This is a genomic window from Nocardioides rotundus, from assembly GCF_019931675.1.
Taxonomy (GTDB): Bacteria; Actinomycetota; Actinomycetes; order Propionibacteriales; family Nocardioidaceae; genus Nocardioides; species Nocardioides rotundus.
On record NZ_CP082922.1, the window covers coordinates 2,787,243 to 2,812,525 of the forward strand.

Below are 25,283 nucleotides of genomic sequence, written 5' to 3' on the forward strand. Positions count from 1 at the left end.
ATTGGAATATGGACAACACTAGCGGAGTCGGCGTTCTGGACAAAGCCGCACTCGTCCTCGCCGCCCTCGAGGCCGGCCCGGCGACGCTCGCCGGCCTGGTCGCCGGCACCGGCCTGGCCCGTCCGACCGCGCACCGACTGGCCGTGGCGCTTGAGCACCACCGCCTGGTGGCCCGGGACATGCAGGGCCGCTTCGTGCTCGGCCCCCGCCTCACCGAGCTGGCCGCCGCGGCCGGGGAGGACCGCCTGCTGGCCGCCGCGGGCCCGGTGCTCGCTCGGCTGCGCGACATCACCGGAGAGTCCGCGCAGCTGTGGCGCCGTCAGGGCGACCACCGCGTGTGCGTGGCCGCCGCCGAGCGCCCGTCGGGCCTGCGCGACACCATCCCCGTCGGCTCGCAGCTCACCATGAGCGCCGGGTCCGCCGCCCAGGTGCTGCTGGCCTGGGAGGACCCGGAGCGGATGCACCGCGGCCTGCAGAGCGCGGCGTTCTCGGCCACCGCCCTCTCCGGGATCCGCCGTCGCGGCTGGGCCCAGTCGATCGGCGAGCGCGAGGCCGGCGTCGCCTCGGTGTCCGCGCCCGTCCGATCCCCCAGCGGCAAGGTGATCGCCGCCGTGTCGGTCTCCGGCCCGCTCGAGCGGCTGTCCCGCCAGCCCGGCCGGATGCACGCCCCCGCCGTCCTCGCCGCCGCTGACCGGCTCTCGGAGAGCCTGCGCCGGGCCGCCGCGGAGTGAGGGGCTCAGCGGTCGGACGTGACCTGGGTCACCGCAGATCGTTGACAAGATGAGTATCCCGACCCATGCGGGCTCCCCCTGGGCACCGGCAGAGTCGGGGACAACCGGTCCGGCCGGGAGCGAGTACGGGGGTCTCGCTTCCGGCCGGACCGTTGTCACGCCCGGCCGTTCAGAGCGCGAAGAGCGCCTCTGACTCCAGGGCGAGCAGGGTCTGCTTGCGCTCCAGGCCCCCGGCGTAGCCCACCAGCTTGCCGTTCGCCCCGATCACCCGGTGACACGGGATCACGATCGCGAGCGGGTTCCGCCCGTTGGCCAGGCCCACCGCGCGCGACGCGGCGCCGGTCATGCCCAGCCGGAGCGCGAGTGCGCCGTACGACGTCGTCTCGCCCCAGCCGATGCCGCGCAGCTCCTGCCACACCCGCTGCTGGAAGTCGGTGCCCCGCGGGGCGAGCGGGAGGTCGAAGTCGCGGCGCTCGCGGGCGAAGTACGCCGCCAGCTGGTCGCGGGCCTCCGCCAACAGCGGGTCGTCGTCGACGCGCTCGCCCAGCGGGAGGCCGTCACGGGGCGGCTGGTAGGGGGCGAAGTCGATGCGGGTCAGCTCGCCGCGATGCTCGACGAGCCGCAGCTCGCCCACCGGCGTGTCCATCACGGTCCACATGTCACTGCTCCTTGTCCGGGTCGAGCATGGTCAGGGTGGTCCACAGGTGCACCAGCGCGTAGGAGCGCCAGGGCCGCCAGGCCTCGGCGACCTCCTCCGGTCTGCCGGACAGCCCCATGCCGGCGAGCACGGAGCGCACGGCGAGGTCGGTGGGCAGGAAGACGTCGGGGTGCCCGAGCGCGCGCAGCGCGATGACGTCGGCGGTCCAGGGCCCGATCCCCGCCAGGCCGAGGAGCGCGGCGCGGGCCTCGTCGCGGTCCGCGCCGCCCGCGAGGTCGACCCGGCCGTCGGCCAGCGCGGCGGCGAGGCCGACCAGGGCGCGCCCGCGGGAGCGCGGCATCGGCAGCTCCGCCGGGTCGACGGACGCCAGGCTGCCCGCCGACGGGAAGAGGTGGGTGAGCGCCGGGTGCCCGGTCTCCACGGGGTCGCCGTACTCCCGCACCAGGCGTGCGGTGACCGTCCGGGCGCCGGCGACGCTGACCTGCTGGCCGACGACGGTGCGGACGGCGGTCTCGTCGGGGTCGACGCCTCGCGGCACGCGCAGGCCGGGACGGCGGCGCCGCAGGGGCCCGAGGACCGGGTCGCCGGTGAAGGCCCCGGTCACCGCGGTCGGGTCGCTGTCGGCATCCAGGAGCCGCCGTACCCGCGTGACGGCGGTGCCCGTGTCGCGCAGGTCCGCCAGGTGTAGCCGCACCGGGAGGGTGCCGGCTCCGGGCGCGGGCAGGTCGGTGAGCGTGACGTCGAGGACGCCCGTGCCGTGGGGCAGGCTCATCGTGCGCAGGTAGCGGTTGCCCTCGACGGCCTCGACACCGGGGACGGCATGCACGGCGAGGAACCGCAGGAGGGCCCGGCCGTCGAAGGGGGTGCGTACGGCGATCCGGAGCTCGAGCTCGCCGGGCGTCACGGCGCCCCTCCCCCGACAGCCGGGACGGCCGCGCAGCTGGCTCGGCGACGCGGCGTAGACCTCGCGCACGGTGTCGTTGAACTGGCGGACACTGGCGAACCCGGAGGCGAAGGCCACGTCGGCGAAGGCGAGCTCGGAGGTCTCGATCAGCACCCGCGCGGTCTGCGCGCGGCGGGCCCGGGCGAGGGCGAGCGGACCGGCGCCGAGCTCGGCGGTGAGCACCCGGGTCAGATGCCGCGGTGTGTAGCCGACCGCCGCCGCGAGGCCCTCGACGCCGTCCCGGTCGACCAGGCCGTCGGAGATGAGATGCATGGCCCGGCCGGCCACGTCGGCCGCGACGTCCCACTCGGGCGAGCCCGGGGTGGCATCGGGCAGACAGCGCTTGCAGGCGCGGAAGCCTGCGGCCTGGGCGGCCGCGGCGGTGGGGTGGAAGCTGACGTTGCGCAGCGCGGGAGTCCGCGCGGGGCACGAGGGCCGGCAGTAGATGCCGGTGGTGTGGACGGCGGTGTAGAAGACCCCGTCGAAGCGGCGGTCCCGGCTCTTCACGGCGCGGTAGCAGCTCTCCGCGTCCAGGTGCCGGGTCGTGGTCATGTCCCCCATCCTGCCGCACGGCGGGAGACGACACTGGCGGGAATCGGACACGGCCGTCCGATCCCCGCCAGTGGGTTGTCAGGAGACGTTGCTGCTCTCGGTCTGCACGCGGATCGCTCCCCCGCGGCGACGCTCGCGTCCCGGCCCGCGTAGCAGGATCCGGCACTGCACGGCGTCGTCGGGGAAGGCGGCCCGGACGTTGCGCTGAGCGTTCTCGGCGGCCGCCATGACCGACTCGACGTCGGCGTCCCGGTCCAGCCGGCCCCGCACCTCGACCAGCGCGACCCCGCTGAGCCGCTCGGTGGTGGCGTCGACCCCGTGCACCGGGGCACGGCTCTCGAAGTCGCCCGCGACCGCGGAGGCCACGGAGCGAAGGTCGGCCTCCACCCGTCCGCCGGGCCCGCTCGGGCTCAGCCGGACGGTGCCCGGACCGCGCTTCGGCACGTGGCCGAGCAGCAGCCACAGCCCGAGGAGGATCAGCAGCACCGAGGCGGCACCGAGCGCCCAGGGCCACCACGACTGGGTGAGGACGTCCTGCACCTGCGTGGTGCTCAGGGTGTCCGGCAGCCAGCTCATGCCGACCTGCCACAGCACGGCCAGCACGGCGACGGCCACGAGGACCAGGCCGAGGACGATGAGCAGCAGTCTGTCGACTGCGTTGGTCTTGCCCCTCATCAGATCTCCTTGTCCTGCTGCACCGACACCTTCACGCCGGCCAGCGGAGCCACGGCGGCGTCGGCCGCCTCTCGTGCGGAGGCGAGTGCGTCGCCCGAACCGCGCTGGGTGAGGATGCCGAGCCCGACCCGCTTGCGGCTGCTGCGGGTCACGTCCGCGGCCACCACGCCCGGGGCACGGTCGGCCGCGGACCGGGCCAGGTTGGCCACGGCGTCCGGGGTGAACCAGACGTCCGCGTCGCCGCGGGCGGCGGTGTGGGTGCGGCCGGCCGGCGCGAGCGCGGCGTAGAGGAGGAACAGCCCCACCAAGCCGGCGATCACGGCCGGGACGGTGACGGCGGTGCTCGCCTGCAGTCCGTCGAGACTCTGCGCCAGGCTGGCGAACCACGACTGCCCGCTCGTCCATCCCTGGTCGACGGCCACCTCTCGCAGGCCGACCACCCCCAGGGCGATCAGCAGCAGCGCCACGAGGATCCCGAGCACCGCGGCGAGCGGCACCGACTTCGGCGGTGTGGACACCGGTCGATCGGCGTGACGGCTCATTGCACTCTCCTCCGTTCGTCAGTCTCGGTGACCGCGTGCACGGTGACGTCGACGCTGGTGATGCGGACCCCCGAGAGACGGGTGCCCTCGGTGAGGACGCGGTCACGGACGCGCTCACCCAGCTCGGTCACGTTGACGGGCCAGGCGGCGTCGACGCTGAGCACGACCCGTGCGGTGTCGCCCTGGGCGCGTACGTCGGCATTCGGGCTCCCCGAGCCGAGTCCGCCGAGGGCGGCGCTGCGACGGACGACTCCCGGGACGTCGAGCGCGACGCGCTCCACCAGGTGCTGGAGAGCGCGGTTGCGGACGTCCAGGGTCCCGCGCTCGGCGGGGGCGTCGGGCGTGCGGGTCGTCGACTCTGCCGTGGCCGGCTCAGCCACGACGTCCTCGCGCGAGGGCGCGCACGTCCAGCTCGCCGTCGATCTGCCCACCGATCAGGTAGCCGCCGGCGCCGAGCACGACGGCGAGCAGCAGACCGGTGAAGCCGCCGGCGACGATCGCGATCGTCAGGAGCAGCCCGCACAGAAGGCCGAGTGTGGAGGTGGTCATGGTGTCTCCTTAGTCCAGTTGCGTGTAACGGCGGACGCCCGGCACCCAGCCGGGGAGGGAAGTACGTCGGCGGCGCGGATTGCGCCACCGACGTACTCCCGTGCGGAACACGGTCACCGGCGGGTGGGGGGGTGGGGGTGCCGGCGGGCCGTCGATGTCCCGCATCGCCCGGATGAACTCGTCGGGGTCTCCCCCGAGATCTGGGTGCAGACGACGGGCGACCTCACGCCGGGCTCGTGCCCGGCGCTGGGCCGCGTCGTCCGCCAGCGTCATGACGCCGAGGGATCAGCGACGTCCTCGATGACGACGTCCACCGCGGCCGGCAGGGACAGGTCGAGCGACCTGACCGCCTGCCGCACGGCCGCGGCCGTGCCCTCGACGGGTGCACCCCAGTCGAGGACGACGTGGACGTCGGTCGACTCCGGCGTGAGCCGCACCCCCGGGACGCGTCGTCCCGGGAGATAGGTCGCGACCTCGCCGAGCCGCCCCGAGTGCATGTCATGCACACCGGGCACTGCCGTCACGGCCGCCGCCACCTTGTCGGCGTCGGTCGACCCCTCGGGCGTGGCGGTCACGGCGTCACTGGACACGGCTGGTGTTCTGCTCCTTGTCCTGGTCACCGTTGTTGTCGTCCTCACCCTCCAGGTGCACGTCGTGCACGGTGATGTTGACCTCGGTGACCTCCAGGCCGGTCATGCGCTCGACCTGGTCGACCACGTTGCGCCGGATGGCGGTGGCGAGGTCGGCGATGGCGACGCCGTAGTCGGCGACGATGTCCAGGTCGACGGCCGCCTGGGTCTCTCCGACCTCGACCGCGACGCCCTGGCTCAGGTTCGTGCGGGAGCCCGGGATGCGCTCACGGAGCGCGCCGACGGCGCGGGCGGTGCCGCCACCGAGGTCGTAGACGCCGCTGATCTCGCGGGCCGCGATGCCGGCGATCTTGGAGACGACGGTGTCGGCGATGGAGGTCTTGCCCTGCTCGGAGGCCAGAGCGCCCGTCCCGCGGGTGCTGACCTGGCTCGAAGAGCTGGTGGAGCCCGAGGTGCTCGAGCTGCTCGAGGTGGGCTTGCTGCTGGTGGACTGGTTCTCGCTCATCGACATCCTCTTTCTCTTCGACGACTGTGTCGGGGTGTCATGGGTTGGTCGGGCCGAGACAGGGATTCGTCACGCGGAATCGATGTGATCTGGACCACATCACACACGCACGGTGTGGAACAGACCCTTTCGGGTGAAGAGGCATGATGTCGGACGTGACCACCGCCGATCCGTCACCCGAGCGCAGCGACGGGGCCCTCGCCCGTGCCGCGCGGCTGGGTGATGAGCAGGCGTTCCGGGTGATCATCGACCGGCACGGCCCGGGGATGTATCGCTACGCACTCCGCCTGGTCGGCGGTAGCGAGCACGACGCCTCGGAGGTGACGCAGGAGGCGTTCATCTCCGCGTGGCGCGGACTGGGGCGCTTCCGCGGCGAGTCGGCGCTGCCCACCTGGCTGTTCAGCCTGGTGCACCGCCGCTCCGTCGACCTGGTGCGGACCCGGCGCCCGGTCCCGATCGACGACGAGATGTTGGCGACCCAGGTGCCGCCGGCGCAGGACAACCCGCTGCAGGACGTGGTGGACGGCGAGCTGCTGGAGGCATTGCAACAGGCGCTGGACGAACTACCGTGGAACCAACGCGCGGCCTGGCTCCTGCGTGAGGTCGAGGGCATGACCTATGAGGAGATCGCGGCCACGCTGTCGACGACTCCGGGTAGCGTGCGCGGGCATCTGCATCGCGGGCGCCGGACGTTGGCGGAGAGGATGGCGAGATGGCGATAGAGATCACCGACCCGTTGGAGCGGGCGACCCAGGCGGCGCGGGAGAGCTCGCCCCACGGCTGGACCCAGCTCTCGGAGAGCATCATGGGCAAGGTGCGCACGCTCGCCTCGCCCGGGCAGCCGCTGCTGTCCTACTCCGCCTCCGGGTCCCCCGCGCACGACGAGGCCGGATCGCAGGTGCGGGTGTCCTCGCGCGTGGTCGTCGCCGGGGTGCGCCGGGCGCTGCAGGATCCGTCGTACGTCCTCGCCGACGTCTCGCTGCACGTCGACGACCAGCGACTGATCGGGGTGGATCTGGACCTGGTGTGCGCCTACGGCATCGAGCTGCTCGCCGCCGCCGCGGACGCCCGAGCCCGGGCGGTCGATGCCGTGCGGTCGCTGCTCGGCCCGGTGCCGGACTTCGGCCCGGCCCAGGTCGAGGTGCGGATCGTCGACGTGGTGCAGGGCGACCCGCGCTCGACCTGAGGCCCGGCCTCAACCCACCCGGAACCCCTCGTCCGAGCCTTCCGGGTCGATCCACAGCCATCGGTCGGTGAGCAGCTCGACCTTCACCGACAGCCAGGTGGGCGCCATGCCCGCAGCCTGCCATGCGCATCGCTCAGGCGCCGAGGTCGTAGTCCTGGGCCAGGTGGTGGCGGGTCCGGGCGGTGTCGATCCGGCGGGTGCCGGTGTGGTCGACGAGGTACGTCGCGCCGTGGGGGTCGCGCCACAGGTAGATCCCGGGGAAGGGCTGGACGACCTGCCAGCCGCCGTGGGTCTTGACCCGGTGGTGGAACCCGGTCATCGGGCCGTAATTCCCGATGCCGGACCACCCCACCGACCCGCCGTCCACGCTCGCTGGCTCGCCGGCAGCCTCGAGCCCACCGGGACCCCGTCCCCGCGGGTGGGGGATGGTGTGATCGATCTGCATGCTGCGGCTCCGGTTGGAGCCCCACGGGAAGATGTCGGCCGGCGTCATCAGATGCACGGCCTGTCTATGTCGGTCCGGGATCTCATAGGCGTCCACCGGCGCCTGACCCTCAAGATCGAGCACCGGCCGCACCGTGAACCGCACCCGCTCCCCCAACAGGGCCCGGACCCACGCCTGCGTCACCGGGCCCTGACCCTCCACCCGGGCGATCCCGGTCGGCTCCGGACCGGCGTAGCAGTGCACGAAGAGCTCCACCTTCGGCAACAACGCCGCCCAGTCCACCCCGAACGCCTCCGCCGGCAGCGAGAGATCCAGCTGCACCTCCGGCTCCGACCCCTCGGACTCGGGCTCGGGCTCCTCGCGATCCCGGTCCACGTCGGGGTCTGGGGCCGGTCGCTCGGACTGCCCCGTCGCCGCGGCCTGGGCCGGTCGGCGGTAGGCGGCCAGCAGCCCGATCGCCTGCCGCGGGTCGCACAACACCAGCAACGCCCAGGCCCGCCGCTCATCGAGCGTGCCCGGCATCCCTTGGGCGGCCAACGCGTCCGCGACCAGCGCCAGCATGGCGTCCACCCGCGCGATCACCGGGAACGGCGCCCGCACGAACAGCCCCCGCATCCCATGCTCATCCGAACGCGTCACCCGCGCGTAGGAGGCGCGCTGCGCCTTCTCCTCCGCAGCCGCCGCAGCAGCCGGGTCCGAGGCGACGATCGCGGCCGCGACCAGCTCCTCGAACCGGGTCCACGGCACCCGCCCGTCGGCGGACTCGGCCACCCGGGAGTCGACGTACGCCGCCTGCTCGATGCTCAGGTCCCGGGTCTTGCGCGCCACGAACCGGGCATAGGAGACCCGCACCTCGAAGGCCTCCACCCGCGCCCACAGCTGCGGCAGCCGGACCACCAGGTCCACCGCATCGGCCATCAACGCCGCCGCCGCGAACGAGGTGATGCCCATCCGGGCACCCAGCTCCGCGCAGCAGAACTCCGTCACCTCATCGGTCCCCACCCCGCCGTACCGCCGAGCCCGCTCCCGCCCCGGCAACCGCGAGATCCCCGGGTCCAGACGATCCGGGTTGTTGCGCACCACGAACGACAGCGCCACCCGCAGCTCCTGGACCTCCAGCTCGCGCCGCGCCCGCGCCACCTCACCGGCATGGTCCAGCAGCCGGCCATCGGCCAGCTCCTCCAACCCGGTGATCAATTCCATGAAGCGAGTCAACCACCGAGCACCGACAGTCTCGTTCCGAGCCGACCGAGCCGGTGGTCTCGACAAGCTCGACCAACGAGGGCTGCTCGACCGGAACAGGCCGGGGGGCTACTCCTCGAGCCGCGACTCCAGCGCGTCGAGGCGGGCGTTCCAGAAGAGCGAGTACGTCGCCGTCCAGTCGGCGAGCTCCCGCAGCGGCCGGGAGTCGAGCCGATGCAGTCGCTCCCGACCATGCCGGCGCACCCGGACCAGTCCCGCGGACTCCAACACCCGCAGATGCTTGGTGACCCCCTGGCGGCTGATCGGCATCATGTCGCAGAGCGTGGAGAGGCTCTGCTCCCCGTGATCGCGCAGCGCGTCGAGCAGCTGACGCCGATGCGGGTCGGCGACCGCTCGGTAGACCTCCGCACTCACCCTTGCAGGTTAAGGCAACCGTATGGTTGCCTGTCAACGACCGGCCACCGGAAGGGGCGAGCGTTGTACGGCAGGATCGAGGCCACGTCCTCGGGACATCGCCTCACCTTCGTGCGCGATCTCGCCGCTCCCGTCGACCGGGTATGGGAGATGCTCACCGACCGCGCCGCCCGGGCGACCTGGTTGTTCGACGGCGAGATCGAGCCCCGCGTCGGCGGTGCCGTCGACCTGTTCGACGAGGACCACCAGATGACCGGGGTGGTGACGACCTGGGAGCCCCCGCACCGGCTCGCGCTGACCTGGTCGAGCCCGGACGCGCCGGCGGGCGACGTACGCTTCGACCTCGCGGCGACCGCGGAGGGCCGGTGCCGCCTGACGGTGACCCACTCCGTCGCGCCCGGAGGGAGGCCGCGCAGTCTCGCCGCGGGGTGGCACACGATCCTCGACCGGCTCGCCCCCGGACGCGAGACCCCCGGATTCCACGAGCTGGTGGCCGTCTACGCCGAGAGGCCGATCGAGGACCCGGACCGGGAGTGAGCGGGCCGGCACGACACCCCGCGGCCCTCGGCATCGGCGTGGTGCTGCTGGAGTTCGCGGCGGCCGTGTCCACCCTGGTCTTCTCCACCCTGCTGCCGGCGGCCGCGCAGGACCTGCACGGGACCACCCGGCTGGCGCTGCTGGTCAGCGGCTCGACGATCGGCCTCTTCACCGCGACCGCGTGTGCCGCCCCGATGCTGGCCCGGTGGGGCACCCGGCCGATGCTGGTCCTCGGACTGGCATCGACCGTGGTCGGCAGCGTCGTCGCCACCACCGCCGCCGGACCCTGGTGGTTCGCCGGCGGGCGCTTCATCGCCGGGGTCGCCGCGGGGCTTCTGGCCGTGGTGGGCGTCTCCGCGGCCATCCGCCACCTGGAGGAGCGGGTCCGGCTCCGCGTGATCGCCGCGTCCACCGCGATGTGGATCGTGCCCGGCCTGGTGGGGCCGAGCGCCGCCGCCGGGCTCGAGCACGTGGTCGGCTGGCGGTGGGCCCTGCTCGCGCCGATCCCGCTCACCATTCTCGGCCGGGTCCTGATCGTGTCGGCACTGCCCGCCGAAGTGCGAGCCGCACGTGCGACCGACGGCGGGCACCGCCCGGTCGGGCCGACCCTGCTCATCCCGGCCGGCGTCGCGGCGTTCGTGCTGGCGACGGAGACCGACCTCTGGCTCGTGGGGATCACGGGACTGATCGCGGCGACCGCCGGATTCGCCGCGCTCATGCCGCGGGGAACGCTCGCCCTCCGTCGAGGAGCGCCGAGCGCGCTGGCCGGCCTCACCCTGTTCGGGCTCGGCTACTTCGGCGCGACCAGCCTCGTCACGCTCGCCCTCACCCGGGTGCTCGGGACGTCCCTCACCGAGGCGGGCTGGGCGCTGGGCGGAGCCCCCGTCGCGTGGGCACTGGCGACGCTGGCGATGCCCCGGCTGCAGGATCTCGGGCGCGCCCCGGGACCGGCCGCCGGCCTGCTGGTCACCGCGTGCGGAGTCCTGGGCACCGCCGTACTCCTGGTGACGGGGGCGCCCTTCCCCTGGGCACTCGCGACCTGGATCGTGGTCGGCGCCGGGGTCGGGGTCGCCTACCCGACGCTCTATCTGCGAGCGACCACCCCGGACGGCTCGGCCGACGCCGAGCAGCTGGCGGCGGCGGTGATCACGACCGAGAGCTTCGGCGGCCTGGTCGGCGCGGCGGCGGGCGGGGCTGCGGTGTCGGCGATGATCGGGGGCGGGGTGCGGGCGGACCTGGGCTACGCGACGGTGTACGTCGGCTTCGGGCTGGCGCTGGCCCTGGCGGCCGCGGTCAGCTCTCGCTCTGCGGCCGGTGTCCGCGACACCGGCAGGTGAGCGGGATCGCCAGACCCCGCGGCGCCTGGTCGAGGGTGTCGATCGGGCCGCCGGGGAAGGCGAGCCGGACCCGCTCGACGCCGTCGTCGCAGAGCACGACCACCTCGACGCCGTAGCGGTCGATCGCCTGCGGGACGACCGCCCGGGCGCGGGCGTAGTCGTTGGCCCGGATGCAGGCCAACAGGTCCTGGTCGTGCGCCTCGGCCAGGTGCCGGAGCAACCCGGGGGCGAGCTCGCGCAGCGGGTCGGGCCGGGCTTCGTGGAACTGGCGCAGCGCGAGCGAGACGCTGTGCGGGCCGACCAGCCGGCAGGCCAGCGGAGAGAGGCGGTAGGCCCGCTTGCCCCCGTCCGCGGGGCCGCAGGCGGTCAGCGGACCGGCGAGCTCGACCCGCCAGAACGGCGCGGGAGCGGGCACCGAGAGGGTGACGACGCGGCAGCTCCCGAGCTCGCGGACCACCGGCGAGGCGGCGCCCAGCCGCACCACCGGCCGCCCGTCGGGCCGGTCCTCCACGGCCACGACCGCGACCAGCCCCTGACGGACGTGGCACGGCTGGGTCGCCAACGTGGCGACACTGGCCATCGCCAGGGCGGTCCTGGCCTGCTCGGCCCAGGTGGGCTCGGTGATAGGTGTCATCGAACGACCTCCGTGTCGTGGGACTGCCCGGTCTGGACCCGCCAGAGGGCGGCGTACGCCCCGTCCTCGGCGATCAGCTCGTCGTGCGTTCCTGCCTCGACCACCCGTCCGCCGTCGAACACCCAGATCCGGTGCGCGTGCCGGACGGTGGAGAGCCGGTGGGCGACGACGATCGCCGTACGCCTGGCCGCGGCGTGCCGCAGCGACTCCTGGATCGCGGCCTCGGTCTCGTTGTCGACCGCGCTGGTGGCCTCGTCGAGGACGAGTACGGCGGGGTCGCGCAATGCCCGCGCGAGGGCGAGCCGCTGGCGCTGGCCGCCGGAGAGGGTGACGCCCCGCTCCCCCACCCAGGTCTCGAAGCCGCCCGGCAGCGCCTCGATGAAGTCCAGAGCCGCGGCGGCGCGGGCCGCCTCGCGGACCTCCTCGCGGGTGGCGTCGGGGCGCCCGTAGGCGATGTTGTCGGCGATGCTGCCGGCGAACATGAAGACGTCCTGGGCGACGTAGCCCATCGAGCCGCGCAGCGAGTCCCAGTCGAGCTCGCGGACGTCGGAGCCGTCCAGCAGCACCCGCCCGGTCCGGGGGTCGTCGAAGCGCAGGATCAGCCGCAGCACCGAGGACTTCCCGGCCCCGGTGGCGCCGACGATCGCGTGCGTCTCGCCTGCGGGGATCTCCATGTCGACGCCGTGCAGGACGTCCGGGCCGTCGGCGTACCCCGCGCGCACGCCCCTCAGCTCGACCCGGCCGCACACGGGGCGCGCGAGCGACCGGTCCCCGGCCGGCACGGTGATCGGCACCGTGAGCAGCCCGAGGATCCGGGCGGTCGAGGCCCGGCCGCGCTGGTAGAGGTCGAGCACCTCGGCGACCCGGGTGAGCGGCCACAGCAGGCGCTGGGTCATGAACACCAGGACGGAGTAGAGGCCGACCTGCAGGTCGCCGCGCAGGGTCGCCCACCCGCCGAGCAGCAGGGTGCCGGTGAAGCCGGCCAGGATCGCCACCCGCACCAGCGGCACGAAGGCGGCGGAGGAGCGGATGGCGGCCACGTTGGCGGAGCGGTACGCCGCCGAGGCGGACGCGATCCGGTCGCGCTCCCGGTCCTCAGCGGTGAAGGCCTTGATCGTGGCGATGCCGGCCAGGTTGGCCGAGAGCGCCTCGGAGAGGTCGGCGACGGTGTCGCGCACCCGGCCGTAGAGCGGCTCCAGCCGGCGCTGGAAGATCAGTGACCCGACGACGATCACCGGGATCGGGAGGAAGGCGAAGAGCAGCAGCTGCCAGGACGCCGCCGCGAAGACCGCGCCGACCAGCAGCACGTTCAGCGCCGTCTGCAGGATCGCCGGGGCGCCGATGTCGAGGAACCGCTCGAGCTGGTTCACGTCGTCGTTGAGCGTGGCCAGGGTCGAGCCGGACCCGCGCCGCTCGTGCCAGCCCATGTCCAGGTGCTGCGCGTGGTCGTAGGCCTCGACCCGCAGGTCGTGCTCGACCCCCTGGGCCAGCCCGCGCCACAGGACCGCGGCGGCGTACTCGGTGAGCGACTCGACGATCCACACCACGACGTTGAGTACGGCGAGCCAGGCGAGCTGGGCGTAGCGGGAGTCCACCCCGAGCAGCGACCCCACGAAGGACCCCTCGCCCCGCACGACCACGTCGACCGCGGCGCCGATCAGCAGATCGGGCACCACGTCGGCCACCTTGTTGACCGTCGACATCGTGACCGCCGCGACGAACCGGGGTCGGTATCGCCGCTGACGGCGCCACAGGGCGCTGAGGGGGCGTTCCGGGCCGCCTGGCCCGCTCGTGGTGGGGTGCAAGAGGGTTCGTCCCGTCCGTCGCTCTCGTTAGGTAAGGCTACCCTAACTTAATCGCGGCGGTCGGTGGCCCGGTGGTGACCGACCTCGCACATGCCGAAGGGCCCCGCCCCGGCATCGCTGCCGGGACGGGGCCCTTCGTGTCTGGTACCCCCGACCGGATTCGAACCGGCGCTACCGCCTTGAGAGGGCGGCGTGCTAGGCCGCTACACAACGGGGGCGAGACGCGTTCTCACGCGGGTGAGACCCTAGCCAATCGGCTCCTGTCGCACCAAATCCCGGCCGCGTGGCCGGGACTTTCGCTGGGATACTAGGACTCGAACCTAGACTAACTGAACCAGAATCAGTCGTGCTGCCAATTACACCATATCCCAATGGTCAGGCCCCTTCGGAGGAGTCCTCCGGGGCCGAGGAAGAACGATACACAAGCCCCGTGGAGGCGGCCAAAACGGCCGGATCGGCCGAGCGCGCGACCCCCATCCGCCGGGCCGCCCACCACACCAGCGCGAGGAACAGCAGGGTCCGGATCACCGTCGACGGGATCATCCACCAGGTCGCCTCTCCGGGGTTGAGCGCACTGGCCAGGTCGCTGAAGGCGAGCGCGAGCCCGAAGGCGACGAAGTTGTTGAGCACGTGCATCGCGATGCCCGCCTCGAGGCCGCCGGTGATGAGCACGAGCACGCCGGAGAGCACGCCGAAGGCGAACCGGTCGAAGAACACCGGGGCGCTCTGCGAGCCGTGGGCGAGTGCGAACAGCAGCGCGGGTACGGCGACCGCGAGCACGCGGCCGGCGGTACGCCCCCAGGCGGTGTCGGCCATGCTGCCGACCGCCTGGGTGAGGTAGCCGCGGAACAGGTACTCCTCCGCGGCCGCCTGCAGCGGGGTGAGGAAGAGCACGACGAGCAGGAAGTCCCGCATCTGCCGGGTGAACGGGTTGAGCTCCTGGCTCACCTCGCCCGCCTCCTGGCCGGGCAGCAGCGTGGACACCACGATCGACACGGCCAGCGCGGCCACCGACAGGCCCAGGCAGGCGGCGAACCACCGCCAGCGGATCCGTGGGTGGACCGAGGACAGCCAACGCGGCCGCATCCCGTGCAGGACGCGGACCAGCAGCCACGACAGCGGGATCGCCGTGGCCAGGGTGAGGTTGAGGTAGGCCAGCGCCACCGGGGTCGGGTCGCCGAGGTCGGTCACCCGGGCCAGCGTCTCCTGGGCGGGGACGCCGGAGGCGCCGTACCAGAGCAGGAACGGCACGGTCATCAGCGCCGGGGCCACCACGAACACCCCGCCCAGCAGCAGCGGGATGCCGAGCAGCCCGAGCCAGACCGGTCTCGGGGCGGCCCGCAGCAGGGTGGTGTACTCCGGGCCCCGCTGCGTCACGCCGCGGCGTCCCTCACGCGATGACGTCGGAGAGCCGGGACAGCGACCGGTCGCGGCCCAGCAGCTCCATCGACTCGAACAGCGGCGGGCTCACCCGACTGCCGGTGACCGCGACCCGGACGGGCGCGAAGGCCACCCGCGGCTTGAGCTCCATCCCCTCGATCAGCGCCGAGCGCAGCGCCTCCTCGATCGCCTCGGTGCTCCACGGGTGCACGTCCTCGAGCGCGTCGCGCGCCGCCCGCACGACCTCGACGCCCTGCTCGTCGAGCACCTTGGCCACGTCGTCGGGGTTGCGGGTGAAGGCCTCATCGTCGGCGAAGAGGAAGGCGAGCATCGGCACCGCCTCGGTGAGCTTGTTGATCCGCTCCGCGACCAGCGGCATCGCCTGCTCCAGCAGCTGCGCGTCCGCGTCGTTCACCGGGTCGCCGACCACCTGCGCGGTCTTGAGGAACGGCAGCACCCGGTGGGTGATCTCGTCGGTGGAGAGCCGGCGCATGTGCTCGGCGTTGATCGCCTCGGCCTTCTTCAGGTCGAAGCGGGCGGGGTTGGGGTTGACGTCGCCCAGCTCGAAGGCGTCCACCATCTCCTCGAGGTCGAAGACGTCCCGGTCCGCCGCGATCGCCCAGCCGAGCAGGGCCAGGTAGTTCATCAGCCCCTCGGGCAGGAACCCCTGCTCGCGGTACATGTTGACGTGCGCCTGCGGGTCGCGCTTGGAGAGCTTCTTGTTGCCCTCCCCCATCACGTAGGGCAGGTGGCCGAACGCCGGCGTGAGCTCCGCGACGCCGATCTCCTTGAGCGCGTCGTAGAGCGCGATCTGTCGCGGCGTGCTGGACAGCAGGTCCTCCCCGCGCAGCACATGGGTGATCTTCATCAGCGCGTCGTCGACCGGGTTCACCAGGGTGTAGAGCGGGTCGCCGTTCGCCCGCGCCAGCGCGTAGTCGGGCACGTTCGCGGTGTCGAAGGTGATCTCGCCGCGCACCAGGTCGTCCCAGGTCAGCTCGCCGTCGGGCATCCGGAAGCGCACGATCGGCTGGCGGCCCTCATCCTCGAAGGCCTGCCGCTGCGCGTCGGACAGCTCGCGGCAGAAGCCGTCGTACCCCATCACCTTGGAGCCGGACGCCTTGCGCCGCTCGGCGATCTCCTCGGTGGTGCAGAAGCAGTCATAGGTGTACGACGTCTCGCGCAGCCGCTCCAGCACGTCGCGGTAGACGTCACCGCGCTCGGACTGGCGGTAGGGGCCGTAGTCGCCGCCGACCTGCGGGCCCTCGTCCCAGTTCAGCCCCGCCCAGCGCAGCACGTCGAGGATGCCCTCGTAGGACTCCTCGGTGTTGCGCTCCTTGTCGGTGTCCTCGATCCGCAGCACGAAGGTGCCGCCGTGGCGGCGCGCGAACGCCCAGTTGAACAGGGCGGTCCGCAGCAGGCCGACGTGCGGGCTGCCGGTCGGGCTCGGGGCCATCCGTACCCGGATGTCGCTGCCGGTGGCGGGCTGGGTCATCGCTTGGTCACCTTGTTGGTCAGGGTGCCGAGGCCGTCGATGGAGATGTCGACCTCGTCACCGATCTGCATCGGCCCGACGCCCTCGGGGGTGCCGGTGAGGATCACGTCGCCCGGCAGCAGCGTCATCATCGAGCTGATGTGGGCCACGAGCGTGGGGATGTCGAAGATCATGTCGGCGGTCGTGCCGTCCTGCACGAGGTCGCCGTTGAGGAAGGTCCGCACCCGGCGGCCCTCCGCGAAGTCGTTCGGGTCGAGGTCGGTCTCGATCCACGGCCCCAGCGGGCAGAAGGAGTCGAAGCCCTTGGCGCGGGAGAACCGGCCGTCCTTCCTCTGCAGGTCGCGGGCGGTCACGTCGTCGCCGATGGTGTAGCCGAAGATCACGTCGGTGGCCTGCTCGGCCGGGACGTCGCGGCAGATCCGGCCGATCACCACGGCCAGCTCGCCCTCGTAGTGCAGGTCCTCGGTCTGGGGCGGGTACTGGATCGGGTCGCCGGGGCCGATCACGCTGGTGTTGGGCTTGAGGAAGACCATCGGCTCGTCGGGGACCTCGTTGCCCATCTCGGCGGCGTGCGCGGCGTAGTTACGGCCCACCGCCACCACCTTGCTCCGCGGGATGACGGGCGCGAGGAGGCGTACGTCGGCCAGCGGGCGCTCGGTCGTCGTGGGCTGGATCCCGGCATACATCGGGTCGCCGGTCAGCTCGACCACGGTGGCGTCCTCCGCGGGCTCGCCGTACTCGTCCAGCTCACCGGTCACCAGGCCGTAGCGGGGCTCGTCCTCGATCGTGAATCTCGCGATGCGCACGGAGCGAGCCTATCCACCTAGCCTTGGTGAGCGTGCAGGTGCTGGAGGAGGAGACGTGGCGGGCGCGGGAGGCCGCCCACGTCGCGCGGATCGACGGGCTGATCGCCGGCCACGTCGCCCGTCGGGCCGCCGGGGAGCGGCACCCGGTGCACGACTTCATGTTCACCTACTACTCCCACCGGCCCGCGCAGCTGCGCCGCTGGCACCCCGGGTTCGGCGTGCTCCCGGTGGGCTTCCCCGACCTCGTCGACGAGGAGTACGTCGCCTCCCGGCAGCGGCTGGTCCGGCAGCTGCACACCCTGCTGAGCGCCACCGCCCGGCGTACTCCCTCCTTCGGCTGCTTCGGGCTGCACGAGTGGGCGATGGTGCACCGCTCCCCCGCCTCCGAGACCCGGCACGGCTGGCCGCTGCGGCTCGGCGGGGCGGGGACCGACCGGGTGGTGGAGTCGCACCGGATCGCCTGCTCGCACTTCGACGCGTTCCGCTTCTTCACCGACTCCGCACGGCCGCTCAACACCCTGCAGCCGGGCCGCGACGACCGGCCGGCGTTCGAGCAGCCGGGCTGCCTGCACGGCACGATGGACCTCTACAAGCACGCCTTCCGGCTCTCGCCGATGATCCCCTCCGAGCTGGTCGCCGACTGCTTCGAGCTGGCATGGGACGTGCGGGTGCTGGACATGCGGGCCGCGCCGTACGACTTCACCGGGCTGGTCCTCGACGACGGGTCTGCGTGGACGCCGGTGCGGATCGAGACGCCGGAGGGGAAGGCGGAGTACGTCGCCGCCCAGCGCGCCTTCGCCGCCCGCGCCGAGCCGCTCCGGCGGGAGCTGATCGATGCGTGCGCCCGGCTCCTGGCCCTCGCCGGGTAGGCCCCGAGTCCGGGGAGCGAAATGCAGGTTTCGCCCGCGGAGATCCTGCATTCTGCTCCCCGGTCCCGAGCGGCGACCGGTCAGACGCTCTACTCTCCCCGCTGACCGCGCAGGGACACCGCATCCGCCTGCGTGTGGCGGTCGGCGCAGGTGTCGCGCTCCTCCTGACCGCCTGCGGCCAACCCGGCGAGGGACCGCTGTCGCTGCGCCAGGGCGACGGCGGGGTGTCCGTCACCGAGGGCCGCGAAGGGTGGGTGAGCTTCGGAGCCTTCCTGCCGTGCTCCGCCGACGGGTCGCCCATCGAGATCACCGCCGTGCGCCCCATCGCGGGCGACCCGGTGCCGGTCGAGAGCGAGGTCTGGGTCCGCTCGCTCGACGGGGCCGCGCCGACGGCCTCGACCCTCGGACGGCTGGGCCGACCGTTCGACGGCCCGGTGCGCGTCCGACGGGGCTGCGACTCCCCGCCCGCAGTCTGACGGTCGGCGAGTCAGTGAGCAGGTGCCGTGGAGCATGCTCGCCTGCGGCAGCGGACTGGGCCCCAGCCTCCGCGAGGTCTGCTGACCCACGGCGGCGACCTAGTCCAGCAGCGACCCGGGGTCGTCCGGCACGTCGACGGCGTACTCCTGCAGCGCCTCGATCGGGACGACCTCCAGGGCCAGCTCGCTGGTGGCGGCGAGCACGACCGGGGCGGCGGCGCCGTGCTGGTAGGCCTGCAGCCACCGGGCGGCGACCACGCACCAACGGTCGCCGGCGGTGAGGCCGGGGAAGCCGTATTCCTCGCGCGGCGTCGACAGGTCGTTGCCGACCGCCTTCTGATGGGCCAGGAACTCGTCGGTCATCACCACGCAGACCGCGTGCACGCCGGGGTCGCCGGAGCAGCGGCAGGACCCGTCGCGGAACCAGCCGGTCATCGGCTCGGTGCCGCACTGCTCCAGCGGGCCGCCGAGCACGTTCCGCTCGTCGGGCTCCTCCACCGTGTCGCTCATGGGACGGGTGCTCCTTCCGCCGCCTCGAGGATCCGGAACCACCGCTGTCGCTCCATCGGGACGCCCACGGCGCCCGCGAGGTCGGTGACCCGCTCCGGGTTGGTCGTGCCGAGGACCGGCACCGGCCGGGAGGGGTGGCGCAGCACCCACGCCAGTGCCGTGGCGCCGACCGACAACCCGGTCTCCGCGCCGACCTGCTCCAGGGTCGCGCGGATCCGGGAGGGCCGCTCGGCGTCGGAGGTGAAGAGGTCGCCGCCGCCGAGCGCGGACCAGATCATCGGCGGGTAGCGGTGCAGCTGTGCGTCGTCCAGCGACCCGTCCCACAGCGCCCGGGTCGCGGACACGGACAGCTCGACCTGGTTCGTCACGAGGGGTACGTCGAGCCGCGAGCGCAGCAGGTCCAGCTGGTGCGGCGCGAAGTTGCTCACCCCGACCGCGCGGACCTTGCCGTCGCGCACCAGGCCGGCCAGCGCGCCGGCCGTCTCGTCGGCGTCCAGCAGCGGGTCGGGCCGGTGCAGCAGGAGCAGGTCGAGCCGGTCGACGCCGAGGTTGCGCAGCGACCGCTCGGCGGAGGAGACGACGTGCCGCGCGGTGGTGTCGTAGTGCTTGACCGTGTTCTCCGGGCGGGCGGGGTCGGTGAGCATGATGTCGCACTTGGAGACCAGCTCGAGCGATCCGCGGTCGCCGGCCCAGGTCCGCAGCCCGGCGCCGAAGGCCTCCTCCGCGCCGTACCCGCCGTAGATGTCGGCGTGGTCGAAGGTGGTGATCCCGAGCCCGACCGCGTGCTCGACGAGCTTCGCCACTCGCGCGGGGTCGTCCAGCGGGAGCCGCATCGCGCCGAACGCGAGCCGCGACAGGGTCAGCCCCTCGACGGGGGTGGGCACTCGCTCCATGGCGCCCGAGCCTAGCCACTACGTTGGTCGCCATGGAGGGCCAGGCGGGCGGCGAGGTCCGCGACGAGGACTGGTACGGCGAGGACCTGGGGGCCGCGCAGTTCCGCGGCGTGGTCTTCACCGACGTCGACCTCACCGAGACCACCTCCCGGGGCGCCGTCTTCGACGACTGCGAGTTCCACGGCTGCCGCTTCAACGCCTCGACCCACACCGGCACCGCCTTCACCGGGTGCGACTTCCGCCGCAGCGTCCTCTTCGACGCCACCCTGGACGGTTGCAAGCTCTCCGCCTCGGTCTTCGCGGACTGCACGCTGCGGCCGATGACCGTCACCGACGGGGTGTGGCGCGGCGTCTCGCTGCGCGGCGCGCGGCTGGAGGGGCTGGACCTCACGGGCGTCGACCTGCGCGACGCGGACCTGTCCATGGCCACGCTGTCCGGCACTGTGCTGCGCAACGCGCGGCTGGACGACGCGGTGATCCGCGAGGCGGACCTCGCGCGGGCCGACCTGCGCGGCGCCTCCCTCACCGGGGTGGACCTGACCTCCGCCACGCTGCGGGAGACGCAGCTGGACCTGCCCGGCGCCGTCCTCCTCGCCGAGCTGCACGGCGCGGCCGTGGACCCGAGCTAGCGGCGCCGGCCGGGCGCCCGCGCCCCGACGCCGTCGACGACGAGCGCGACGCTGAGGTCGAAGTCCGGCTGGAGTCGCGGGTCGTCGGGCAGCGCTCCGGCCGCGACGGCCTGCAGGTGGGTCTGCTCCGCGGTGGTGTGGCCGAGCACCAGGTGCAGCAGGGTGCGGGCGGCGGTGTGGGCGAGCTCGTCGTCGAGGCCGGCGCCGTCGAGGGCGGCCCGGAGGTCGCCGTACGCCGCATCCGCGCCGAGCCCGTAGGCCTGGACGGTCGCGACCACCTCGGCGCCGTCGGTCCATGCCAGCAACGCGTCGCGCAGCGAGCGGCACGCGGCCGACACCCGGTCGCGCCACGGAAGGTCGGCCGGCAGGGGAGTACGGCGAGCCAGGATCTCGTCCGCGACCGCGGCCAGCAGGTGCTGCTTGTCCGGGAAGTGGTGGTAGAGCGCCGAGGCCCGCACGTCGAGCTCAGCGCCCAGCCGGCGCATGGTCAGGTCGGCCAGGCCGTAGCGGTCGAGCACGCCGAGCGCGGTGGCGACGACGTCGGTGCGGCTGTGGCCCATCTCTCTCCTCGACTGCGATTGACGCTGACCGGGGGGAACCCTAACCTGAACGCCGTTCACCTGACCAGCGTTCAAGGACACCGATGAAGCCTCGCGACCTCGCCCTGATCCCCGCCTTCACCGCGCTCATCGTGGTCTGCGCGCTCCTGCCCGCGATCCACGTCGCCGGGATGAGCGTGCCGATCACCCTGCAGACCTTCGCGGTGATGCTGGCCGGCGCCGTGCTCGGGGCGAAGCGCGGCTTCCTCGCGGCGCTGCTCTACCTCGCCCTCGGTTTCGCCGGCCTGCCGGTCTTCGCCGACGGCGCCTCCGGGCTGGCGGTCCTGGCCGGCCCCAGCGTCGGCTACCTGGTCGCGTTCCCGCTCGCCGCCGGCCTCTGCGGCCTCCTGGTCGAGCGGCTCCCCCGGCGGGGTCTCCCCCAGCCGGTGCTCATCTTCCTGGCCGGGCTGATCGCCTCCGCGGTGTTCACCCACACCCTCGGGATCCTCGGGATGATGTGGCGCCTGGACATCCCGTTCGGTGCGGCCTTCAAGCTCGACATCGTCTTCTGGCCGGGCGACGTGCTCAAGAACGTGCTGATGGCCGTCGTCGCGACCGCCGTCCACCGCGCCTTCCCCGACCTGCTGGGCCGCCGCCGCTCCGCGCCGAGCAGCGCGGAGCCGGCCGCCGCGTGAGCCGGATCGAGCTGGACCGGGTCACCGTCCGCTTCCCCACGCACGACGACGAGGTCACGGTCCTGCACGAGACCTCGCTGGAGCTCACCGAGCCGCGGGTCGCGCTGATCGGTCCGAACGGGTCCGGGAAGTCCACGCTCGCCCGGCTGCTCAACGGCCTGGTCGAGCCGACGACCGGCCGGGTCACGGTGGACGGGCGGGACGTCGTGGAGGACGGCAAGGAGGTACGGCGCCGGGTCGGCTTCGTCTTCACCGACCCGGCCGCGCAGCTGGTCATGCCCACTGCCGCGGAGGACGTGGCCCTCTCGCTGCGCCGTACCCACCCCAAGGCGGAGCGCCGCGCCGCCGCCGAGCAGGTGCTCGCCGACTTCGGCCTCGCCGGGCTCGGCGACCGCAGCGTGCACGGCCTCTCCGGCGGCCAGCGGCAGCTGCTCGCGCTGGCCGGGGTGCTCGCGGTCGAGCCGGAGGTGATCGTGGCCGACGAGCCGACGACCCTGCTCGACCTCGGCAACGCGCGCCGGATCGGCGACCTGCTGCTCGGCCTGCCGCAGCAGCTGGTGCTGGTCACCCACGACCTCGAGCTGGCCGCGCGCTGCGACCGGGCACTGCTGATCCGCGACGGGCGCGTGGAGAAGGACGGTGCCGCGACGGACGTGGTGGAGCACTACCGGGAGACGGCGTGACGTCGGCGGCGACCGGGCTGCTCGGCTCCTATGCTCCCGGCGACACCTGGCTGCACCGGCTGCCCGCCGGCGTGAAGTTCGGCGGCCTGTTCGTCGCCGGGCTGGTGGTGACGATCTGTCAGGGGTACGTCGGCGCCGTGGCGCTGCTGGTCGCCGCGGTTGCGGTGCTCGCCAGCAGCCGGGCCCGCCCCGGCCCGCTGCTGCGCAGCCTGCGCGGGCTGCTCGTGGTGGCCGTGCTCTTGGGGGCATGGCACACCTGGCAGAGCGGTTGGCCCCAGGCGGTGGAGGTGGTCGCCGACCTGCTGTCGCTCGTGCTGTTGGCGACCGCACTGACGGTGACCACCCCGGTCGACGAGCTGATCGACGTGCTCACCCGCCTGGTCCGGCCGCTGCGGCGGTTCGGCGTGAACCCGGAGCGGGTGGCGCTCGCGTTCTCCCTGGCGCTGCGGGCGATCCCGAGCACGATCGCGCTCGCCGAGGAGACCCGGGACGCCGCCCGGGCGCGCGGATTGGAGCGGGACCCGCGAGCCCGGGTCGTCCCGCTGGTGCTCCGGACCGTCGCGCACGCGCGGGACACCGGAGAGGCGCTGCACGCGCGCGGGGTCGCGGACTAGGGCGTGTCTCCCAAAGAACGCGGGGTCGAGCCGGGATTGTTGACGCATGTCGCGTTCTGCGGTGCTGACTGACGCTCAGTGGGCTCGGATCGAGCCGTTGATGCCCTCCTCGGACGGCCAGCGGGGTCGGCCGTTTCGCGATCACCGACAGGTGATCGAGGGCATCGTCTACCGGTTCCGGACCGGGGTGGCGTGGCGGGACCTGCCCGAGTCCTTCGGCCCGTGGCAGACGATCTGGAAGCGCCACAAGCGGTTCAGCACCGACGGAACGTGGGACAAGGTACATGCCCGGCTGGTCGCCGAAGCCGACGCCGCCGGGCAGGTCGAGTGGGACGTGTCGGTGGACTCCACGATCAACCGGGCGCACCAGCACGCCACCACGTTGAGCCGCATCGAGGTGCCAGCCGGGCGCCGCACGGGGGGCTGAGTCGAACTACAAGGACCTGCGTGCCGAGCCCCCTGACCACGCGCTCGGTCGCTCCCGCGGCGGGATGTCGACCAAGATCCACCAACTCGTCGATGGGCAGGGCCGCCCGCTGGTCATCGCGCTCACGCCCGGCCAGGCCGGCGACTCCCCGATGCTCAAGCCACTCCTGTCGCACCTGGCCGTCAAGCGCCTCGGTCCGGGGCGGCCGCGCACTCGCCCGGACGCCGTGCTCGGCGACAAGGCCTACTCATCCCGCGCGATCCGCGCCGAGCTGCGATCCCGCCGAGTCAGGGCGGTCATCCCGCAGCCTTCGGACCAGATCGCCCACCGCAAACGGCGCGGATCGGCCGGCGGTCGTCCGCCCTCATTCGACGCCGTGACCTACAGGGGGCGCAACGTCATCGAGCGGTCCTTCAACGACCACAAGCAATGGCGCGGCCTGGCCACCCGCTACGACAAGCTCGCGGTGGTCTATCGAGGAGGCGTCGTCCTACGCGCCATCACCATCTGGCTTCGCGAATAGGGAGACACGCCCTAGCCGCGTCGGGGCCGGCCGGTCAGCGCGGCGACCCGGCGACCGAGGGCGGGAGGAGCGGCCAGGGAGCGGCGGTCTCGATCTGCGCGGCGAGCGAGAGCAGCAGCGCCTCCTCGGCGGGCCGGGCGGCGAGCATCACGCCGACGGGCAGCCCCTCCGGCGTCACGTGCAGCGGCAGCGAGATCGCCGGCATGCCGGTGACGTTCCAGGCGCTGGTCCACGGCGTGAACCGCTTCTGCGCCTCGAAGTCGGCGGCGGGGTCCTCGTCGTCGCGGAGCGCGCCGACCGGCACCGGGGGCTGGGCGAGGGTGGGCGTGAGGACGACGTCGTACGGCGCGAGCGCGGCCAGCGCCTGCGCGGCGTAGCGCCGCATCGCACCGATGGCGAGCCCGAACTCCGGCCCGGAGACCGCCTCGCCGCGCTCGGTGAGCCACCGGGTCAGCGGCCGCAAGACCGAGCGGTCGGGCAGGTTGACCACCGACTGCGCGGTGAGCACGGCCCAGCAGGTCTCGAAGGTGGGCACCGCGTCCGGGGGCAGGGGCACCGGGACGTCCTCGACCTCGTGGCCCAGCGAGGCGAGCAGCGCGGAGGCGTCATCCCATGCCTTGAGGCACTCGGGGTCGACCTCGGCCCGGGTGATGATCGGCTCGGCGAACCGCGCGACCCGCAACCGGCCGGGCTCCCGCTCCGTCGCGCTGAGGAACGGCGCGTCCGGGGCCGGTGCCCAGAACGGGTCGCCGACCGCCCGGCCGGCGAGGACGTCGAGCAGCGCGGCGGCGTCCCGGACGGTGCGGGCCAGGGGGCCCGCGGTGGCGAGGCCGACGGGGTCGCCGTACATCGGCGCGCCGGAGATCCGGCCGCGCGTGGGCTTCAGCCCGACCAGTCCGCAGCAGGAGGCGGGGATCCGGATCGACCCGCCGCCGTCGGAGCCCTGCGCGACCGGCGCGAGCGCCGCGGCGACCGCGGCAGCCGCGCCGCCCGACGAGCCGCCCGCGGTGCGCGAGGTGTCCCACGGCGTCACCGCCGGCGGGGCGACGTCCGGCTCGGTGTAGCAGGGCGACCCGAACTCGGGGGTGTTCGTCTTGCCCAGGCTGGGCATGCCGGCGGCCCGCAGCCGCAGCGTCACCTCGTCGTCGACGTCGGGCACGAAGTCGGCGAAGGCCGCCGAGCCGAAGGTCGAGCGGACGCCGCGGGTGGCGTTGAGGTCCTTGATCGCGGTCGGCACGCCCCACAACGGCCCGGCGTCGTCCGGTCGCGGGCCCAGCGCGGCCGCCTCGGCCACCGCCTGCTCGGTGGTGCGGGTGACGAACGCGCCGACCCCGTCGGCGCGGGCGGCGTAGTGCTCGACCAGCTCGGCGGGCGTCGCCTCCCCCGTCGCCACGAGGGTCCCCTGCTCGAGGGCGGTCAGCTCATGGAGGTCCACAGCCGG

At 73.4% G+C, this 25,283-nt stretch carries 31 protein-coding genes, 2 tRNA genes and 1 pseudogene; 12 read left to right on the forward strand and 22 right to left on the reverse strand.

Annotation, left to right across the window (positions count from 1 at the left end; genetic code table 11):
• The first annotated feature begins 8 nt into the window (after window positions 1–8).
• Entirely contained in the window at window positions 9–731 is a 723-nt protein-coding gene (locus K8W59_RS13665) for an IclR family transcriptional regulator (protein ID WP_223394756.1), read from the forward strand.
• Between the two features lie 169 nt (window positions 732–900).
• Here K8W59_RS13665 and K8W59_RS13670 read toward each other — a convergent pair whose 3' ends face one another.
• The 9 genes from K8W59_RS13670 to K8W59_RS13710 form a co-directional block, all read right to left on the reverse strand.
• Complete coding sequence (locus K8W59_RS13670) at window positions 901–1,389, reverse strand: methylated-DNA--[protein]-cysteine S-methyltransferase (RefSeq protein WP_223394758.1); 489 nt, start codon at window positions 1,387–1,389, stop codon at window positions 901–903.
• 1 nt (window position 1,390) lies between these two features.
• A complete protein-coding gene (locus K8W59_RS13675; protein WP_223394760.1) occupies window positions 1,391–2,884 on the reverse strand; it encodes an AlkA N-terminal domain-containing protein in 1,494 nt (497 codons plus the stop codon).
• A gap of 78 nt (window positions 2,885–2,962) precedes the next feature.
• Entirely contained in the window at window positions 2,963–3,559 is a 597-nt protein-coding gene (locus tag K8W59_RS13680; RefSeq protein ID WP_223394762.1) for a hypothetical protein, read from the reverse strand.
• Window positions 3,559–4,101 (reverse strand): Asp23/Gls24 family envelope stress response protein, encoded by a 543-nt coding sequence (locus K8W59_RS13685; RefSeq protein ID WP_223394765.1) that lies wholly within the window; start codon window positions 4,099–4,101, stop codon window positions 3,559–3,561. The genes K8W59_RS13680 and K8W59_RS13685 overlap by 1 nt, the downstream gene beginning before the upstream one ends.
• Window positions 4,098–4,481: an alkaline shock response membrane anchor protein AmaP gene (locus tag K8W59_RS13690; RefSeq protein ID WP_223394767.1), complete on the reverse strand. Its 384-nt coding sequence runs from the start codon at window positions 4,479–4,481 to the stop codon at window positions 4,098–4,100. Before K8W59_RS13690 ends, K8W59_RS13685 begins: the two co-directional genes overlap by 4 nt.
• The gene (locus tag K8W59_RS13695; protein WP_223394769.1) at window positions 4,474–4,650 is read right to left on the reverse strand and encodes a DUF2273 domain-containing protein; all 177 of its coding nucleotides are present in this window, start codon (window positions 4,648–4,650) and stop codon (window positions 4,474–4,476) included. The genes K8W59_RS13690 and K8W59_RS13695 overlap by 8 nt, the downstream gene beginning before the upstream one ends.
• Window positions 4,651–4,659: 9 nt before the next feature.
• Window positions 4,660–4,923, reverse strand: coding sequence for a hypothetical protein (locus K8W59_RS13700; protein WP_223394771.1), 264 nt, complete (start codon window positions 4,921–4,923; stop codon window positions 4,660–4,662).
• Window positions 4,920–5,240 (reverse strand): Asp23/Gls24 family envelope stress response protein, encoded by a 321-nt coding sequence (locus K8W59_RS13705; protein WP_223394774.1) that lies wholly within the window; start codon window positions 5,238–5,240, stop codon window positions 4,920–4,922. The genes K8W59_RS13700 and K8W59_RS13705 overlap by 4 nt, the downstream gene beginning before the upstream one ends.
• Window positions 5,230–5,745: an Asp23/Gls24 family envelope stress response protein gene (locus tag K8W59_RS13710; RefSeq protein WP_223394776.1), complete on the reverse strand. Its 516-nt coding sequence runs from the start codon at window positions 5,743–5,745 to the stop codon at window positions 5,230–5,232. Before K8W59_RS13710 ends, K8W59_RS13705 begins: the two co-directional genes overlap by 11 nt.
• A gap of 146 nt (window positions 5,746–5,891) precedes the next feature.
• Here K8W59_RS13710 and K8W59_RS13715 point away from each other — a divergent pair, with 146 nt between their 5' ends.
• Entirely contained in the window at window positions 5,892–6,467 is a 576-nt protein-coding gene (locus K8W59_RS13715; protein WP_397195924.1) for an RNA polymerase sigma factor, read from the forward strand.
• Window positions 6,458–6,931 carry a hypothetical protein gene (locus tag K8W59_RS13720; protein ID WP_223394779.1) on the forward strand — a complete coding sequence of 158 codons (474 nt, stop codon included), beginning with the start codon at window positions 6,458–6,460 and terminating at the stop codon, window positions 6,929–6,931. Before K8W59_RS13715 ends, K8W59_RS13720 begins: the two co-directional genes overlap by 10 nt.
• A 133-nt stretch (window positions 6,932–7,064) precedes the next feature.
• On the opposite strand, the gene K8W59_RS13725 is transcribed toward K8W59_RS13720, so the two are convergent.
• The gene (locus K8W59_RS13725) at window positions 7,065–8,579 is read right to left on the reverse strand and encodes a DUF222 domain-containing protein (protein ID WP_223394781.1); all 1,515 of its coding nucleotides are present in this window, start codon (window positions 8,577–8,579) and stop codon (window positions 7,065–7,067) included.
• Window positions 8,580–8,687: 108 nt separating this feature from the next.
• On the reverse strand, window positions 8,688–8,993 hold the full coding sequence (locus tag K8W59_RS13730) for an ArsR/SmtB family transcription factor (RefSeq protein WP_223394784.1): 306 nt from the start codon (window positions 8,991–8,993) through the stop codon (window positions 8,688–8,690).
• Between the two features lie 63 nt (window positions 8,994–9,056).
• Here K8W59_RS13730 and K8W59_RS13735 point away from each other — a divergent pair, with 63 nt between their 5' ends.
• A complete protein-coding gene (locus K8W59_RS13735; protein WP_223394786.1) occupies window positions 9,057–9,530 on the forward strand; it encodes an SRPBCC domain-containing protein in 474 nt (157 codons plus the stop codon).
• Window positions 9,527–10,867, forward strand: a complete 1,341-nt coding sequence (locus K8W59_RS13740) for an MFS transporter (RefSeq protein WP_223394787.1) — start codon at window positions 9,527–9,529, stop codon at window positions 10,865–10,867. Before K8W59_RS13735 ends, K8W59_RS13740 begins: the two co-directional genes overlap by 4 nt.
• Here the strand turns inward: K8W59_RS13740 and K8W59_RS13745 are convergent.
• The 7 genes from K8W59_RS13745 to K8W59_RS13775 form a co-directional block, all read right to left on the reverse strand.
• Window positions 10,824–11,501 (reverse strand): hypothetical protein, encoded by a 678-nt coding sequence (locus K8W59_RS13745; RefSeq protein ID WP_223394789.1) that lies wholly within the window; start codon window positions 11,499–11,501, stop codon window positions 10,824–10,826. The two genes, K8W59_RS13740 and K8W59_RS13745, sit on opposite strands and share 44 nt — an antisense overlap.
• Window positions 11,498–13,204 (reverse strand): ABC transporter ATP-binding protein, encoded by a 1,707-nt coding sequence (locus K8W59_RS13750; protein WP_223394791.1) that lies wholly within the window; start codon window positions 13,202–13,204, stop codon window positions 11,498–11,500. Before K8W59_RS13750 ends, K8W59_RS13745 begins: the two co-directional genes overlap by 4 nt.
• 244 nt (window positions 13,205–13,448) lie before the next feature.
• Window positions 13,449–13,524: transfer RNA gene (locus tag K8W59_RS13755), tRNA-Glu, on the reverse strand.
• A gap of 81 nt (window positions 13,525–13,605) precedes the next feature.
• Window positions 13,606–13,677 (reverse strand) — tRNA-Gln (locus K8W59_RS13760).
• Window positions 13,678–13,681: 4 nt separating this feature from the next.
• The gene (locus K8W59_RS13765) at window positions 13,682–14,683 is read right to left on the reverse strand and encodes a CPBP family intramembrane glutamic endopeptidase (protein ID WP_223394793.1); all 1,002 of its coding nucleotides are present in this window, start codon (window positions 14,681–14,683) and stop codon (window positions 13,682–13,684) included.
• Window positions 14,684–14,696: 13 nt separating this feature from the next.
• Complete coding sequence (gene gltX / locus K8W59_RS13770) at window positions 14,697–16,178, reverse strand: glutamate--tRNA ligase (protein ID WP_223394795.1); 1,482 nt, start codon at window positions 16,176–16,178, stop codon at window positions 14,697–14,699.
• A complete protein-coding gene (locus tag K8W59_RS13775) occupies window positions 16,175–16,984 on the reverse strand; it encodes a fumarylacetoacetate hydrolase family protein (RefSeq protein ID WP_223394797.1) in 810 nt (269 codons plus the stop codon). The genes gltX and K8W59_RS13775 overlap by 4 nt, the downstream gene beginning before the upstream one ends.
• A gap of 26 nt (window positions 16,985–17,010) precedes the next feature.
• Here K8W59_RS13775 and K8W59_RS13780 point away from each other — a divergent pair, with 26 nt between their 5' ends.
• Window positions 17,011–17,853 (forward strand): 3-methyladenine DNA glycosylase, encoded by an 843-nt coding sequence (locus K8W59_RS13780; RefSeq protein WP_317846274.1) that lies wholly within the window; start codon window positions 17,011–17,013, stop codon window positions 17,851–17,853.
• A 134-nt stretch (window positions 17,854–17,987) separates the two neighbouring features.
• Entirely contained in the window at window positions 17,988–18,329 is a 342-nt protein-coding gene (locus tag K8W59_RS13785; protein WP_223394801.1) for a hypothetical protein, read from the forward strand.
• Window positions 18,330–18,428: 99 nt separating this feature from the next.
• On the opposite strand, the gene K8W59_RS13790 is transcribed toward K8W59_RS13785, so the two are convergent.
• Window positions 18,429–18,839 carry a DUF2237 family protein gene (locus K8W59_RS13790; protein ID WP_223394803.1) on the reverse strand — a complete coding sequence of 137 codons (411 nt, stop codon included), beginning with the start codon at window positions 18,837–18,839 and terminating at the stop codon, window positions 18,429–18,431.
• Window positions 18,836–19,732, reverse strand: coding sequence for an aldo/keto reductase (locus K8W59_RS13795; protein ID WP_223394805.1), 897 nt, complete (start codon window positions 19,730–19,732; stop codon window positions 18,836–18,838). The genes K8W59_RS13790 and K8W59_RS13795 overlap by 4 nt, the downstream gene beginning before the upstream one ends.
• 32 nt (window positions 19,733–19,764) lie before the next feature.
• Here K8W59_RS13795 and K8W59_RS13800 point away from each other — a divergent pair, with 32 nt between their 5' ends.
• Window positions 19,765–20,361, forward strand: coding sequence for a pentapeptide repeat-containing protein (locus K8W59_RS13800; protein WP_223394807.1), 597 nt, complete (start codon window positions 19,765–19,767; stop codon window positions 20,359–20,361).
• Here K8W59_RS13800 and K8W59_RS13805 read toward each other — a convergent pair.
• A complete protein-coding gene (locus K8W59_RS13805; RefSeq protein WP_223394809.1) occupies window positions 20,358–20,921 on the reverse strand; it encodes a TetR/AcrR family transcriptional regulator C-terminal domain-containing protein in 564 nt (187 codons plus the stop codon). The two genes, K8W59_RS13800 and K8W59_RS13805, sit on opposite strands and share 4 nt — an antisense overlap.
• Window positions 20,922–21,004: 83 nt before the next feature.
• Between K8W59_RS13805 and K8W59_RS13810 the strand changes: the two genes are divergently transcribed.
• From K8W59_RS13810 to K8W59_RS13825, 4 genes and pseudogenes are all read left to right on the forward strand, one after another.
• The gene (locus K8W59_RS13810) at window positions 21,005–21,595 is read left to right on the forward strand and encodes a biotin transporter BioY (RefSeq protein ID WP_223394811.1); all 591 of its coding nucleotides are present in this window, start codon (window positions 21,005–21,007) and stop codon (window positions 21,593–21,595) included.
• A complete protein-coding gene (locus K8W59_RS13815) occupies window positions 21,592–22,278 on the forward strand; it encodes an energy-coupling factor ABC transporter ATP-binding protein (RefSeq protein WP_223394812.1) in 687 nt (228 codons plus the stop codon). The genes K8W59_RS13810 and K8W59_RS13815 overlap by 4 nt, the downstream gene beginning before the upstream one ends.
• Complete coding sequence (locus K8W59_RS13820) at window positions 22,275–22,892, forward strand: energy-coupling factor transporter transmembrane component T family protein (protein WP_223394814.1); 618 nt, start codon at window positions 22,275–22,277, stop codon at window positions 22,890–22,892. The genes K8W59_RS13815 and K8W59_RS13820 overlap by 4 nt, the downstream gene beginning before the upstream one ends.
• A 46-nt stretch (window positions 22,893–22,938) precedes the next feature.
• Window positions 22,939–23,842 (forward strand): annotated as a pseudogene (locus K8W59_RS13825) (IS5 family transposase).
• Between the two features lie 34 nt (window positions 23,843–23,876).
• Here the strand turns inward: K8W59_RS13825 and K8W59_RS13830 are convergent.
• A complete protein-coding gene (locus tag K8W59_RS13830) occupies window positions 23,877–25,277 on the reverse strand; it encodes an amidase (protein WP_223394816.1) in 1,401 nt (466 codons plus the stop codon).
• Window positions 25,278–25,283: the final 6 nt, after the last annotated feature.